This is a genomic window from Ruminococcus sp. (assembly GCF_019423705.1).
Lineage (GTDB): Bacteria > Bacillota > Clostridia > Oscillospirales > Ruminococcaceae > Hominimerdicola.
In genome coordinates this window covers 68,928-84,346 of the sequence record NZ_JAHZAX010000003.1, presented here as the reverse complement: position 1 = coordinate 84,346, position 15,419 = coordinate 68,928, and the positions used below count along the sequence as shown (strand labels likewise).

At 46.1% G+C, this 15,419-nt stretch carries 12 protein-coding genes; 6 read left to right on the top strand and 6 right to left on the bottom strand.

Annotated elements, in window-relative coordinates:
• The first annotated feature begins 176 nt into the window (after nucleotides 1-176).
• Together QZ371_RS03305 and QZ371_RS03300 are read left to right on the top strand one after the other, a co-directional pair.
• Nucleotides 177-404, top strand: a complete 228-nt coding sequence (locus tag QZ371_RS03305; protein WP_295209390.1) for a DUF896 domain-containing protein — start codon at nucleotides 177-179, stop codon at nucleotides 402-404.
• Complete coding sequence (locus tag QZ371_RS03300; protein WP_295209388.1) at nucleotides 401-1,387, top strand: WYL domain-containing protein; 987 nt, start codon at nucleotides 401-403, stop codon at nucleotides 1,385-1,387. The genes QZ371_RS03305 and QZ371_RS03300 overlap by 4 nt, the downstream gene beginning before the upstream one ends.
• 549 nt (nucleotides 1,388-1,936) lie before the next feature.
• Here QZ371_RS03300 and QZ371_RS03295 read toward each other — a convergent pair.
• Nucleotides 1,937-3,304: an MATE family efflux transporter gene (locus tag QZ371_RS03295; protein ID WP_295209385.1), complete on the bottom strand. Its 1,368-nt coding sequence runs from the start codon at nucleotides 3,302-3,304 to the stop codon at nucleotides 1,937-1,939.
• A gap of 217 nt (nucleotides 3,305-3,521) precedes the next feature.
• On the opposite strand from QZ371_RS03295, the gene QZ371_RS03290 reads away from it, so the two are divergent.
• Nucleotides 3,522-4,160, top strand: coding sequence for a GDSL-type esterase/lipase family protein (locus tag QZ371_RS03290; protein ID WP_295209379.1), 639 nt, complete (start codon nucleotides 3,522-3,524; stop codon nucleotides 4,158-4,160).
• A 54-nt stretch (nucleotides 4,161-4,214) separates the two neighbouring features.
• Here QZ371_RS03290 and QZ371_RS03285 read toward each other — a convergent pair whose 3' ends face one another.
• The 5 genes from QZ371_RS03285 to QZ371_RS03265 form a co-directional block, all read right to left on the bottom strand.
• Entirely contained in the window at nucleotides 4,215-6,020 is a 1,806-nt protein-coding gene (locus QZ371_RS03285) for a glycoside hydrolase family 5 protein (RefSeq protein WP_295209376.1), read from the bottom strand.
• A 35-nt stretch (nucleotides 6,021-6,055) separates the two neighbouring features.
• Nucleotides 6,056-7,396: a family 43 glycosylhydrolase gene (locus tag QZ371_RS03280; RefSeq protein ID WP_295209373.1), complete on the bottom strand. Its 1,341-nt coding sequence runs from the start codon at nucleotides 7,394-7,396 to the stop codon at nucleotides 6,056-6,058.
• A gap of 163 nt (nucleotides 7,397-7,559) precedes the next feature.
• Complete coding sequence (locus QZ371_RS03275) at nucleotides 7,560-9,533, bottom strand: CotH kinase family protein (RefSeq protein WP_295209370.1); 1,974 nt, start codon at nucleotides 9,531-9,533, stop codon at nucleotides 7,560-7,562.
• Nucleotides 9,534-9,785: 252 nt separating this feature from the next.
• Nucleotides 9,786-10,553 carry a type III pantothenate kinase gene (locus QZ371_RS03270; RefSeq protein ID WP_295209367.1) on the bottom strand — a complete coding sequence of 256 codons (768 nt, stop codon included), beginning with the start codon at nucleotides 10,551-10,553 and terminating at the stop codon, nucleotides 9,786-9,788.
• A 26-nt stretch (nucleotides 10,554-10,579) separates the two neighbouring features.
• Complete coding sequence (locus QZ371_RS03265; protein WP_295209364.1) at nucleotides 10,580-11,206, bottom strand: ECF transporter S component; 627 nt, start codon at nucleotides 11,204-11,206, stop codon at nucleotides 10,580-10,582.
• 527 nt (nucleotides 11,207-11,733) lie between these two features.
• On the opposite strand from QZ371_RS03265, the gene QZ371_RS03260 reads away from it, so the two are divergent.
• From QZ371_RS03260 to QZ371_RS03250, 3 genes are all read left to right on the top strand, one after another.
• Nucleotides 11,734-12,948, top strand: a complete 1,215-nt coding sequence (locus QZ371_RS03260) for an iron-containing alcohol dehydrogenase (protein ID WP_295209361.1) — start codon at nucleotides 11,734-11,736, stop codon at nucleotides 12,946-12,948.
• 223 nt (nucleotides 12,949-13,171) lie between these two features.
• Nucleotides 13,172-13,774: a GNAT family protein gene (locus tag QZ371_RS03255; protein WP_295209358.1), complete on the top strand. Its 603-nt coding sequence runs from the start codon at nucleotides 13,172-13,174 to the stop codon at nucleotides 13,772-13,774.
• A gap of 189 nt (nucleotides 13,775-13,963) precedes the next feature.
• Entirely contained in the window at nucleotides 13,964-15,355 is a 1,392-nt protein-coding gene (locus QZ371_RS03250; protein WP_295209356.1) for a C40 family peptidase, read from the top strand.
• The last annotated feature ends 64 nt before the right edge of the window (nucleotides 15,356-15,419 follow it).

Below are 15,419 nucleotides of genomic sequence, written 5' to 3'. Positions count from 1 at the left end.
AAAATGTCTTAACAAAATACTTCGAGCGGAAAAGGGCGGTATTGTGTAAGCCGTCCGTACTAAATTTAAGCCGAGGGCTTTTTTTGCTGCGTAAAATATAAAGATAAAAAATATACGAGCAGCGCAAAAAATATAAAGATGAAGTCGGCGGCTTATGAGGAGTAGTGTAAAAATTTATGGAGAAAGTAAAGCTTAACAGATTGTCGGAGCTTACTGCGATCTCGAGAAAACGTGAGCTGACCGCCGCCGAAAAGGACGAGCGTGAGAAGCTCAGAATGGAGTACCGCAGGAGCGTTATCGCTAACCTTACAGGTCAGCTTGAGCACACGACGATCGTTGAACCCGACGGTTCAAGAATTAAGGTTTCGGATATGAAACGCAGCGGGGAGGATAAAATAAAGTGACAGGATTATCCAGACAGAAACAGAAGCTTCTGACGATGAAGAAGCTTTTTGAGACGAGGACGGACGAAAAGCACACTATCACGGGAAACAGGCTCATCGAGATATTGGGCGAGTACGGCATAAAGGCCGAAAGAAAGACGATCTATGACGATATCAAGACCCTCTGCGACAGCGGAATGGATATCGAGATAACGAAGGACGGCCATTCAAACGCCTATTATCTTGCAAAAAGACTGTTTCAGGACGAAGAGCTTTATGTGCTTGCTGACGCTGTGGCTTCCTGCCGATTTCTTACTCAGAAGAAGTCCAAGGAGCTTATAAGGAAAATACAGTCCCTTACATCTGAATACAAGGCCAAAGACCTCAGACGAATGGTTTACGTTTCAAACAGAACAAAGACCTTCAATGAGCAGATATATTATGCCATAAACAAGATACAGGAGGGCATATTCAACGGGGTGGAGATACGCTTCAAGTATTTTGAATACACCGTTGAAAAGCGCAAGCAGCTCAAGCACGGCGGCGAAGTGTATACAGTATCGCCCTATTCGCTTGTCTGGGAAAATGACAATTATTATCTTGTCTGCTATTGTGAAAAGCACGAAAAGATCTGCCGTTACAGGGTCGATCGTATGACGCAGGTATCTGTAACAGACCTGCCGAGGAGGGAGCTTTCCGACGAGGAAAAGGCGGAGGCTGCCAACCAGCAGTCGATTTACGGAATGTACGGCGGCGAGCTTATGACAATGACGCTTCAGTTCGATAATTCGCTTATCAACGTGGTAATGGATCGTTTTGGCGAAAGGACGATCTGTCACAAAAATTCCGACGACACTTTCTATATCAATCAAGAGATACAGGTGGCGCCAACATTTTGGGGCTGGCTGTTCCAGTTCGGTTCAAAAGCCAAGGTGTTAGGTCCTGAGCCTGCCGTGAATATGGCAAAGGCTGCACTTAAAGATATCGAAAGTTGTTACGAATAAAAACAAACAAAATTTGGATCAGGATAGAAAGAGCCGAGATAAATATAAAGGCACAAACGTCTGCGAGAGCGTTCGCAGGCGTTTTTTCTGTCTGTATAAATTATAGCACGAATGTTCTGATTTGTCAATAGTATTTCAGAATAAATGTTCGTTATATTAAAAATAAAAAAGATACTAGAGTATCAATTGCAAAGAAAATATTGACAATCGAACGCAAGTATGCTACAATAAACATATGGGTACTGCATTAGCGGTAGGCGGTTTCTCCCGAAAGGGAGGTGATAAGAATGGCAGTTACATACTCAGATCTTTTTCTGTTTGTATCAATGATTACCGGCATTATCTCTCTATGCTATCTTGTATTTCATAACAATAACAAGAAAAAATAGAAGTTTCTTAATATAAAAAATAAGAAACACCGCCCTACTCTTCCAAAGTAACGGTGTTTCTTAAATACAAAAAATGAGGGAGAACCGCACGCCATTGGCAAATGTGGTGCCCTTTTCTTATTTATATTATATCACACTAAGAAATAGTTGTCAAGCACGACTATATAATATCGGCCTTTCGCTTGTGCATATTGGCAAATTCTTTCTTTCGGGTGATGAAGTATGCTATCGTTACAGCCGTGCCTGTTATCACCCAAGAAGCAGGGTAAACAAGCATAAGGATAAAATAGCTTCTGTGAAGTTTGTAGATCGTCGCTACCCAGATAAGTCTGAATACGCAGGTGCCGAGAACTGTTATTATCGCCGGCTGGAGAGAGTGTCCCATTCCTCTGAGACAGCCGCCCGATATCTCGTATACGCCCGTCAAAAGCTCAAACATACATACCACCAACATTCTTATCATCGCATAATGGATAACGCCGGGGTCGGTGGAGAATATGCGGATAAATACGTTTCTGCCGAGAAGGAATATTCCGCTGAGTACAAAGCAGCTTGTAAGGCCGATGAATGTGCAAAGTTTGTATATCTTCTTGCAGCGTTCCTTGTCATCGGCGGCAAAGTTCTGACTTGTGAATGTTGTGGCGGTCTGTGCAAAAGCGTTTATCACAAAGTATGCCATAAACTCAAAGTTCTGCGCCGCCGTGCCGCCTGCAATGCCGTCTGCGCCAAAGGTGTTTATCGCCGACTGTATAACAACGTTCGACAGCGAAAATACCATACTTTGAAGTCCCGCAGGCAGACCTATCTTTACAACGCCAAGCAGATATTCCTTTTTCATATTCAGCTTGCGCAGATCAAGACGGAAGGTCTCTTCCTCGTGAGTGAGAACGTACAAAATCAAACTTGCGCTGACGCAGTTTGAAATAACAGTCGCAATGGCAACGCCTGCAACGCCAAGCTTGAACACGATAACGAGCAGCAGATTGAGCAGCACGTTTATTATGCCCGAAGCTATCAGCGCATAAAGCGGCCGTGAGCTGTCGCCCTTGCTTCGCAGTATGGCCGAGCCAAAGTCGTATATCTCAATAAATGGCATTGCGATAAAGAATATTCGCAGATATGTAGTTGCAAGCTTGAAAACATCGTCGGGGACGTTCATAAGCTTCAAAAGCTGGGGTGCGATGACTTCGCCAAGGGTCAAAATGGTCACGCCGCTTATAAGTGCGATGAGCACTATTGTGTGAATGGATTCGTTTATCTTTTCTTTCTTGCCCTGCCCGATAAGCCGTGCGACTATTACGTTTGCACCGACTGAAAGCCCTAAAAACAGGCTTACGATAAGGTTCACCAATGAAGCGTTGCTGCCAACGGCTGCCATTGCCTGATCGCTGTCAAAACGTCCCACAACGGCAAGGTCGGCGGAGTTAAAAAGCTGCTGCAAAATGCTCGAAACAGCCAGCGGCAGGGCGAAAAGCACAAGCTTGCCTGCCAAAGGCCCGTGGAGCATATCTATTTTTCTTGTTTTCATTTTACCAAATTTCTTCTTTCTGCTTACTATTCACTATTCTTCTTATTATGTCTGATATATTATAGCACAATCGAGCCATATTTTCAAGTGCGCACAATGGCAGGCAACTGTTAAAAATCATAGTGGATATTCATAATAAGTGATGAATGTGCTTGAAAAATGCAGATGTAAATAGTATAATGTTCCCATAATGGCAAATTTGCAAAGGAGGATCATTATGAGTGAAGAAGTCGTATGGACAAAGGAATATAAAGTCGAGCGCTTTAAAAAGCTCAATGAGAGCGCAAAGAAAGGACAGGTTCTGTTCGCAGGCTCGTCACTTATGGAAATGTTTCCCATGGAGAAGTTCGTGGAAGAGGACAAGCTTGACGTGACGGTCTATAACAGAGGCGTGGGCGGATTTGTCACCGAGGAGCTTATCGAGAACATCGACACGCTGATACTTGACCTTGCGCCGAGAAAGCTATTTATCAATATCGGCACCAACGATCTTTCTATCGCCGAAAGACCTATTGAAAAGGTAATGGAAAATTATGAGTATATCCTCAGAGAAACGCTGAAAGTCGTTCCCGACGTGAAAATGTATCTTATGGCGTATTATCCCGTGAATTATGACGCAGCCGCCGAGGATATGAAAGCCTGCTTAAAGATCAGAAGCAATGAGAAGATAAAGATAGCCAACGAGCAGGTGAAAAAGCTTGCGGACAAGCTTGGTGCAAAATATATCGACGTCAACGACCCGCTCAAGGACGAGCAGGGCAGGCTCAAGGCGGAATACACCTTTGAGGGTATGCACATCAATGAAGAGGGTTACAGGTCGATCTATCCGCTGGTGAAGAAGTATATTCTTGAATGATGAACATAAAAAAACGGGCGAACGCTGTTCACCCGTTTTTTATTTTATATTGTCCTATTTCTCCGACGCATAAGTAAATGTTATCTCAAGAGTATTTATCCTGCCCGGATAATCGAGGATAGTCGGCGCAGCGTTTGAAAGGTCGCCGCCTGAGATCCTTGCGCCCTCAGGTGGTGCGCTCACCCATTGATTTACAAGGTTCACTCTTGTGCAAAGTTCGTCGTCAGAGGTTGTGTAGCCGTCTGCGATAGTCTCAACAGCTTCGCCGTTTATCTTTATCTCGTCGATAGTTGCGATGTATCCCGGATAAAGCTTTTCGCCGTTTGCAATGCCGAGAGCTGAGAATGCAATGCCGTTTGCGTTGTTTGAGGACATATCGAGGCTGACTGTATATGTGCCCTCGCCGTCGATAACTGCGTTTTCTGCGATAACTCCGTCGCTCTTTGAAGCTGGGTCATATTCGTCGCCAACGCTGTAACATACTGAATAATCAGCACTCTGATACATTATCCAAGCAACGGCTGTGTTTTCGTCTGCCTGCGGTGTGGTGTCGTCGGTGAGCTTTTCGGGTGCGGCTGCATATGTCTCTTCTATCTTCTTTGCAGCCTTCGCACGCTCTTCCTCCATTGTCATTGAGGACTGATTGTCACGGCGGCGCTCGTCAAATATCTTTGCGATAGTCTCGTCACGCATTGTGAGCTCTGAACGTGAGAAAAAGTCGCTGCAATCCCAAAGGAACGGCGCAAAGCCGTAAGCGTCGCAGTTGTCAAGGAGATTGTTGAAGAATTTATCCGTGCCCTTCTTGACATCTCCGCCATTGGTGAGGACTGCATATTCGCCGATTATAATGCCATAGCCTTGCTCAGAATACTTTGTCATATTCTTGAAAAGTCTGTTCTGCTCTTCATAGTCAGACTTTGTGCCCCAGTCGGAACGACCCTTTGTGCCGCAGTAATCCCAAGGGGTGTAATAGTGAACGGAAAGCAGGAGCTTGTTCTTTGCGGTATCTGTTGGCATTTGGAACTTGTCGGAACAGGTCATCGTGATATCCGTGTTGTAGCCTGCGATAAGAAGAAAACGCTGTGCGTTGTTTCCCCCTGTCGCACGGACAGTATCCACAAAGGTCTGATTTATCTTGTTTGTCATTTCGTAACACTCAGACTTTGAAAGGGAACCCGAATTTTTGCAAACGTCCGTGTCATTGAGCCTGTCGCCAAGCTCTTCGTTTGCGCCCTCGAAAATAAGTCTGTCGGAATAGTTCTTGTATCTCTCTGCGATCTGCGTCCACATCGACTTGTACATTTCAAATGCCTTGTCAACGTCGCTTTGCTCAGAAGAGCCGAACATTCCCCACCAGCTTCCGTCCCAATGGTCGTTGATGATAACGTACATATCGTTGTCAAGGGCGTAGTTTATAATCTCCTCAACTCTGTCAAGATATGCCGAATTTATGGTGTAATCGCCCTTTTCGTATTCCATTGCGTTCGTCCAAGCAACAGGCACACGCAGGGAGTCAAAGCCGTTGGCTTTCATACCCTTTATCATTTCTTCAGTTGTGACAGGCTGTCCCCAAAGGGTCTCGAAGCTTTCGGGGTCTGTGTCGGCGGAATAGCTTTTGTGACCGTAGGCTTCCATTGTGTTGCCAAGGTTCGTGCCGTTGCCGAGAAGTCTTGCAAGCTCTGTGGCAGTCAGTTCCTTGTGGATACTTCCGTCGTCTGAGGTATTTTTACCATCAGCCTGCGATGAACTGTCGCCGCCTTTGCCGCAGCCTGTCAGCATTGCTGTGCAGCCAAGAACAGCCGCCGTGAAAAGGGTAAAGCCCTTGCAGAAGCTTTTTCTGATCGTGCTTTTTATGCTCATAATAATCTAATTTCCTCCTGTTTATGTATGTGTGCTTACTTCATAAATACGAATTCTTCAAGTTCAAACAGCGGCTTGTTTTTGAAATATCCTGCTATCCAGTCCGCCATTTCATCAGTCCCAGCCGTGGGCACAAAGTATATGGAGTGCCTGCCCGTGAGGGACTTCACCACCCCTGTGTAAACGCCGTCCCCTGTGCCGATATCAACAAAGCCGATAGGCTCGGATTTTTCATAGTTGTCCGCATAAACTGCCACCTTTGTCACCGTGCCCATACCCCTGACTTTCAGCGCAATTTTCATCGTCTTTGAAGAAAAGTCCTCGCCAAAATCATAATACTTGTAGCCGATAACGTTGCCCTCTGTGATGTTCACAACGCTCCGTGTGAAAATGTCCTTTTCGGTGATGAAGCAGCCGCCTTTCAGCACGCAGGCAATGTCAGCAGGCGTTGGCTTGAATGGGTCAAGGCTGTCCTCAAAGCCGAGGGAAGTCATTTCAACAGTCGGTATAGTGCCGTCGGGGAGAATGTTTATTTTCTCAACGCAGGCACGCCTTGACATAATGGTATTGTTTGTCATTCTGTGGTAGAAAATATACCATTGTCCGTTTATATTGCATATTGAGCCGTGATCGTTGCCGCCGGGAAAATCAACGCCGTTGTCGACGATATATCCTCGGTATTTAAACGGCCCTTGTGGCTTGTCAGACGTGGCATAAGCAAGTCGGCTGCCAACGCAAGGGGAGTATATAAGATAGTATGTGTCGCCGATCTTTCGGGGAGAGCTTGCTTCAAAAAATCTCTGCTCCTGCGGTGCGCTGTCGCTGTCATCAATGACAGCACGCTTGTAGCTGCCCTTTTTAATGGTGTACATATCCGAAGGGTCGATCTCATTGAAATTCGATTCCGTGAAGCCGTAATAAATATACACCCCGCCGTCGTCGTCAACAAGCACGCCTGCGTCATTGTAAATGCCGTCATCACCTGCGTCCTCGGGAGCGTATTTGTAGTTTGAAAGGAACTTGAAAGGCCCTTCGGGTCTGTCCGATACACCCACAACGCCCTTTGCGCCGACGATATAAGCGTAAAGATAATACTTGCCGTCCTTTTCGATAACGTCGGGAGCGAACAGCCTGTTGTCGGTCTGTCCTGCTGTGTCAGACTTGTGGTCACGATCGTCACGGGTGTGGAAGCTGTGTCCGTGGCACACCCAGTTGTTAAGATCGTCAACTGGTGCTGACCATACTTTCAGCTTGTAGTCGCAGAAATCGCTCTGCGCAGCCCTGTCGTGGGAGCCGTAAATATAAACTCTGTCGCCGAAAACTCTCGGCTCACCGTCGGGGATATATTCCCAGCTTGGCAAAAATGGATTTGGCATTTTAATGTCCTCCGAAATATAGAAAATTGACCGTCGCCGCATATATATAGCAGCGCTGAATTTATCGCTGTCATAATTATATAGCAGACGGTCATAATTTTCAATAGCTTTTTATGCTGTTCAAACTGACTTTTTGTGCAAATTCCCAATATCTGAAATTATCCTAAAATTGCGCCTTAGTCCAGTCGACCATAGTTTGGATATTGCTTTCACGCTTTTCAAGGAAAGCTCTTATGCAGTCAGATGAAGCGTAATCCCCGTGGAGAGCCTCTTCCGCTGTGCCAGCACCAGGGTATCTTGCGAAAAATTGCTCGTAAAGGGGTGAGTAGATATCCTCAAATTCTTTCAGCTTTTCAAGGGCTTTGTCTTTGCCGAATGTGCTCGAGGACATATCTATAAGCCTGTCGCAGAAATCATTTCTGAAAGCTTCGTTTGACATAAGATAAGCAAAACTCAGCACCGCAGGATTTTTCGTGTCGGTGTCGAGAAGCCCCTTGGGCTTGTAGTTATCTTCTTTCATCGTGTTCGTCCAAGCGTCGCCCTCGCCGCTCACGCCGCCGAATTCAACGTCATAGAACATAAGCCGCCACCTGCCGTCAGCGTATTCATTTGCGCTGTCGGTATTCTGAACTTTCCACATCGACCAGTTTTTGCCCGGCCAATCCCACTTGTTGTTTATCCAAACCTCGCCGAGAAAATAATCTCTCACGCTGTCGGTGTCAACAAGCTTTGCGAACTCGTCATAATCGCTCTGAGCGGACAAGTCTTTGTGGCTTGCGAAAAATTCCGTCAGCTCTTCAAAGAAGTAATCGTCGTTGCGTTCGCCCTCGGGAAGGGTGCCTTTGTCAAGCTTGTAACCGCTCTTGTAAGTCTCGGCGTCGCCCTTATAGACCACAACATCGTCCTTTGCCACGCCGTAATGATCTTCAAAATAGTTGTCGGAATAGTCCTCTTCCAGCACATAAAGTCCCCAATATTCGCCGTTTAAGTAGACAACGCAAGGTCGTGAAGCCTTTGTTGAGCAGTCAAGGTCAGCCATAAGGCTCTGCCAATATGTATCGTTGAATTTCGCCGTAAATGCGCAGTTTCCGCCTGCTCTGAGCACCAAAGTCTTGAAGCTGTCGATAGTCTCGCCTGACGAATTTTTCAGCCCCTTGAATACCTCATAGTCGAACTTTTTCTCGCCGTAACTTTTCCGTGCGTAAAGGCGCAATCCCTTTTGCAGATCGGAGCGTGAGTAGTTGCCCTGTATCCTTATGCCGCAATCTTGCGACAGGGCAGGGGAGACCTCGCCCTCCGCTGATATCTCCGTCAGCTCCATATGACAGTCACGCTCCCATTCTCTGCCACGCTGCTTGTAATTTGCGTCAAGCTGCCGTGCCGTTTCGGCTTCAATGTTCTCGCCGCTGGATTTGAAGCGCTCAAGCGCCTGCTGGAAAAGCCTGCCCTTGACGTAAAATCCCGTGTCCTCATTGAAAAGATCGTCATAATTCATCGTGAGGTTCACCACCGCAAGGCTCTGTCCTGCCGCCTTGCAGCTTTCTTTCAGCCCTTGAATGTGCTCCTCTGCGCTGCCGATAAAATAGCTCTGCGCAAAGGTTTGCGACACCTTGCCGTCAAAGGCTTCACACTCCGCCCTGATGACCGTGCACTTGTCAACGGCGTCATTGCTGGGCAGATATACCGTGCTCCAAAAATCTCCGTCGCCAATGCTGTATTCATTGAAATTGCCCGATATCTTCACGGGCTGAACCGCTGAAACAACGTTCTCATCGCCGCTCCTGTCGGTGATCTTGATAGGTGCTGTGTATTCTATCCTCGTCTCTGAATATCTCGGGTCGCTGCCGTCGGTGGTGTAGAATATCTGCTCCCCCTCGCCTGCGGTAAGCTCCAGCTCAAAGCCCTCGTCATAAAAACCGCTTGCCTTTGAAAATGTGACCTCGCTGTCATTAAGTTCAAATTCGTGTGGCTGATACTTTACAGTCTCGGGTTCGGTGTCGGAAGGTCCATTGTTCGTGGCGCTGCTTGACGAGTCCGCCGCCTTGTTTGACGAACCCTGCGAGCTGTCAGCACCCTTTGAACAGCCCGTGAGCATAAGCGCCGCCAGCACAAGGCTTATTATCCTGCATTTTTCCATAATCATACTCCTGTTGTCAATACGCTTATCAGCGTTGTGTAATCGTTTTTATGATTGTACCATATCTTTCACTCCAATGCAATAAAATGCTGATAACTTGTATATATGACTATATTTTGACGGCATAATTTGTGCATTTTTATGGTAGGGGCGAACAGCGTTCGCCCGTGACTTTTGCACTTGTTATAGTCCCAATAAAAAAGAGGACGATATAAAACCGTCCTCTGAGTGTATTGTATTAATGTAATGGCGTTACGCCTTGTTTTTGTTGTATATTATCATAAGTCCCTTGAGCAGCAGCTCGTCGTCAATGACGATATCACGCTTGCAGTACGGTACGATTATCTTCGCCACGCCGCCTGTTGATACCACCGTGCACTTTTCACCAAGCTCGTCCTCGATGCGTTCGATAACGCCGTCAAGGCTGGCCGCATTGCTGTGGATAATGCCGCTCTTCATACAGTCGATAGTGTTTGTGCCGATGACCTTTTTCGGCGGCACAAGACTGATAAACGGAAGCTGTGAAGCCTTGCCCGAAAGGGAATCAAGGGAAGTCCTTAAGCCCGGGATTATCATTCCGCCGATGAAATTCTTTTCCTTGTCGATGACCGATATCGTGGTCGCCGTGCCCATATCTATCATTATAATAGGAACAGGATAAAGATTTATCGCCGCAACTGCGTCGGCAACTCTGTCGCTGCCAAGCTGGGCAGGATTGTCAAGATTTATCTTCAGCCCCGTCTTGATACCGGGTCCTACCACCATAATGCGCTTTTTGATGAGCCGCTCCATAGCGTCCTTCATCGTCAGCGTTACCGAAGGCACTACCGACGAGATTATGCCGCCCTTGAAATCAAGCTGTTCAATGCCGTGTATCTCAAGAATGTTCTTGAGCATTATGGCGTATTCCAAAGCCGTGGACTGCTGATCTGTGGAAAGTCTTTCAACAAAAAGTATCCTGTCATTTTCAAAACAGCCCATTACTATATTGGTGTTTCCTATATCGACTGCTAAAACCATTTGTTTATATTTTCCTTTCGGGTGAGTTATTCAGCCTGCGCTTTTACAGGTGCAGGAATGAGCCTTGCCTTGAAAAGCGCCGCACCGACTGCGCCTGTTATGATAGTGGACGCCGTCATTTCCCATATTGCATTGATGCCGACAGTTGCGCAGATGTAAACGATAGGGTTTCTTCCTGCGATAGCCGTCTGCATATATTCGGTGTTGCCGAAAAGCAGCACGAGTGCGCTCATAAAGAATACCGTGTTAAGAAAAGCTGAGAAAAATCCCGTTACAGCGCAGGATACATAGGTGTTTGATACCTTTCTTACGCCCTTGAAGATAAATCCCAGCAGGAAGCCGTCAAGAAGTCTCGGCACAAAGCGCTGGATAAATGCCAGAACAGGGTTGATATCAAAAAGTATAACACCCATTGCGCTCGTTCCGCCTATTCCGATACACTGCAAAAAGCTTGTAAGTCCGAATACCGCACCTACGATAGCGCCGCCAACAGGACCTAAAGTCACCGCAGCGATAGCAACAGGAATGACGTTGAATGAGATAGCCAGCGGTCCAATATTGAGATAGCCCAGCGGTGTGTACGACATCAGAAGTAAGATTGCCGTCAGAAGTCCGAGCAAAACCAGCTCTCTCGTCTTGATCTTTGTTTTCATATTAAATTTCCTCCTTGTTATTATTCCTCCATCAAGGGAGGATACAATACAATACCTATACATTATAACACACTTTTTTGAGAATTACAATAGTTATCTCACATTATTTTTCGCATTTTTGCATACTATTTGTTGTGACACCTGCCGAAAGCCCCACTTATGTTATGCCGTTTCCTTAGGCAAAAATATCGTCAAAACGCCGATGTGTCAGCTTTGGCGAATAAATGTATAACTTATTAACATAAAAAGTCCGCAAGTTTCCACGATATGCAACTAAATTCGTGATTTTTCATCTAATTATCATATTTTTTACGTCCGTTTTACACCGCCATATGTTGATTTAGCTATATTCACTTAATAATATATGCTATGTAAAAATGAATAATTAACTAAAAGTTCATGAATTATCCTAAGATAATTCAACGTTATTTTGTATAATAAAAATCAAGTTAAGAAGAGATTTGTGTGGAGATTTCACAAATGCTTCTTGCAACTTTAAATTAATCTATACATAGGAGGATTTAGAAATGAGATTTACATTACCAAGAGACCTTTATCACGGAAAGGGTGCGCTGGAGAACCTTAAAACACTTAAAGGTAAGAAAGCTATCATCGTAGTTGGCGGCGGCTCAATGAAGAGAAATGGTTTTCTCCAGAAGGCAGAGGATTATCTGAAGGAAGCTGGTATGGAGGTTAAGCTTCTTGAGGGCGTTGAGCCTGACCCTTCTGTTACAACAGTTATGAACGGTGCAAAGGTTATGCTCGAGTTTGAGCCTGACTGGATCATTGCAATGGGCGGCGGTTCACCAATCGACGCTGCAAAGGCAATGTGGATCAAGTACGAGTATCCTGAGTGCACATTTGAAGATATGTGTAAGGTATTCGGTATTCCTGAACTGAGAAAGAAAGCACATTTCTGCGCAATTTCTTCAACATCAGGCACAGCTACCGAGGTAACAGCATTCTCTATCATCACAGACTATGACAAGGGTATCAAGTATCCTATCGCTGACTTTGAGATCACACCTGATGTTGCTATCGTTGACCCTGACCTTGCTGAGACAATGCCACAGAAGCTGACAGCTCACACAGGTATGGACGCTCTGACACACGCTATCGAAGCTTATGTTTCAACAGCTAACTGCGCTTACACAGACCCACTTGCTATCCACGCTATCGAAATGATCCAGAAGGATCTTGTTGATTCTTACAACGGCGATATGGGCGCAAGAGACAGAATGCACGATGCTCAATGTCTTGCAGGTATGGCATTCTCAAATGCTCTGCTGGGTATCGTTCACTCAATGGCTCATAAGACAGGCGCTGCTTTCGCTGATTACGGCGCACACATCATCCACGGCGCAGCTAATGCAATGTATCTGCCAAAGGTAATCGCATTCAACGCTAAGGACGAGACAGCTAAGAAGAGATACGGCGTTATCGCTGATTATATGCACCTTGGCGGCGCAAACGACGACGAGAAGGTAAAGCTCCTTATCGAGTATGTAAGAGGTATGAATGACAAGCTCAACATTCCTCATTGTATCAAGAACTACGGTCCTGACAGCTATCCTTGCGAGGAAGGCTTTGTTCCTGAGAACGTATTCCTTGAGAGACTGCCTGAGATCGCTAAGAACGCTATCGCAGACGCTTGCACAGGTTCTAACCCACGTCAGCCATCACAGGAAGAAATGGAAAAGCTCCTCAAGTGCTGCTATTACGACACAGAAGTTGATTTCTAATTCTCCAGATTATAGAACAAAGGGCGTCCCGAATCATTTCGGGGCGTTTTTTGCTGCCTTTTTGCAGAAATTGAGGAAAATTTAATAAAAATCTCTTGTAAATTTACTTGGTTTATGGTATAATTTAACAATAATGTGCGGGTATTTTTGGAGGGAAAGGATATCAGCACAGCTACGATAAATAAAAAAGGTGCACAATGCACCCCGCAGGGGGTAAAATTTTTTGGAAGAAATAAGTTATTACCTGTCGCATTTTCCAACGCTGGAGACCGACAGGCTCATACTGAGGGCAAAATCTGCCGCCGATTCGGAGGATATGAAAACCTATATGGCGGACGAAAAGCTCTATAAGTATTGGGGACGCAGTATGACACGAAAGGAAAAAGAGCCGTCGCTCTTTTTTCAGCGCAACATCAACAGCAAAAAGAAAGACCACATCAGTTGGGGTATCGAGCTGAAAAAGAACCGCCGCCTTGTGGGGGAGGTCAATCTGTTTAGTATCGAGAACGAGCGGCAGGCTATGCTGGGCTATCGTATCGCAAGCGCCTATCAGGGAATGGGCTTTATCACCGAAGCGCTGAGAAGAGTGGTGCGCTTTTGCTTTGAAGAGACAAGCTTGCAGCGGCTTGAAGCGGAGGTTATGACCGTCAACGTGGCTTCAAACAGGGTTATGGAAAAGTGCGGCTTCACCTGCGAGGGTACAAAGCGACAGGCAAAGTTTGTCAGCACTTATGCGGACTTCAACATATACGGCCTGCTGAAAAGCGACATTATGGGCGAAAAAGCGGCATCATTTTCTGCCTCGGAGCGTGTAAAAATGCGCTGAATGGGCGTTTGTGACCTTGACAAACAGCCGATGATGAAGTATAATAAAACTGTATAGATTACAAAACAGTTACAGATAGATATACAAGACAAGACGAAAGTTAGTTGAACAGTAGGGGCGAACAGCGTTTGCCCGTCAGCTTTGCTTTTGTTTTATGACAGACAAAACGGGTAATTTTGGAGATTTGATATGAAAAAAATATACGGACTTAAAAGATTTATCGCAGGCTGCCTTGCGCTGACGATCACGTTTTCCGTGTTCGGCTTTGCGGACGGTGCGCAGACAAAGTTTGCCTCTGCCGATAATGAAAATTACAGCAGCCAGCTTGCTGATCTGAAAAAGCAGCAGGAAGATCTTGACAAGCAGATCGCCGACGCTGACAAAAAGCTTGCGGACGAGCAGGACAACCTTGAGGCTATCAAGAAAAAGTACGAGTCTCTGCAAAAGAAGATCAAGAATGTGGAGAAATATTCCGCCGAGCTTGAGGATGAAATGGCAGAGCTTGACGGCAAACAGCTTGAGACAAGCCACGATCTTGAATTGCAGGAGCAGGAAATTCAGAAGAATAAGGACGATTTCCTCGAGCGTATCAGAGCGATGTACGTCGCAGGCGGCGCAAATTCTTATACAAATGTGCTTATAAATGCGGCGGATTTCTATGACGTTTTGATGAGGGTCGAGCTTGTGACAAGGGTGGCTGAGCACGATAATGACGAGCTTGAGCGCCTGCTTGCGCAGTATAAGCGCCTTGAAGCCACGAAAAAACAGCTTGAGGACGAGCTTGCAAAGCTCAAGGATAAGACCAAAGAATACGCCGATCAGCAAAAAGAACTTGCCAAGGAGCAGGAGGAACTGCTGAAAATGGAGCAGGAGTCGGGCGACGCTATCGCAAAGATAAAGAGCGATAAGGACAGCTTGCAGGCACAGTCGCAGCAGGTTGCCGACAAGTATAACGAGGTGTCCTCAAAGGCGGCGACTACCACGACCACAACTACTGCAAAGCCTAAGACGACCACCACGACCAAGAAGAGCGGCGAGACGGGCAAGACCACGACCACAAAGAAGTCTGCCGACACCACAAAGCAGACCACAGCCGAAACTCAACAGACAACACAGTCTCCCGAGACGACGACACAAGCGCCCGAGACTACCAAAAAGGCCACTACGACCACTGCTGCACCTCAGCCTGTCCCTGATGATTCAAGCAGCTCAAAGATCGACACAGTCGTGTCCTATGCGAAAAGTATGGTGGGCGGTGCGTATATTTGGGGCGGTTCAAGCTTCGGTGCCACCGATTGTTCGGGACTTGTTATGCTTTCCTTCGCAAGGGTGGGCATAAATCTGCCACACTATGCAGCTTCGCAGGCAAATTACGGCACCACAGTTTCCTATAACAATATGAAAAAGGGTGACGTGATCTTCTTTGGCGGCTCGACTATTTCAAGTATCTACCACGTTGCGATATACATAGGCGACGGCAAAATGGTACACGCACAGAATTCCGCAACGGGCATAGTCATATCAAATGTGGAATACTTCGCACGCTATAATAATATAACTATTATTAAGAGACTGATATAAAATAAACACCAAATTCACAATTCTGAGCGGAGCGCAAACAAAGTGTTCCGCTCGCTTTTTACCC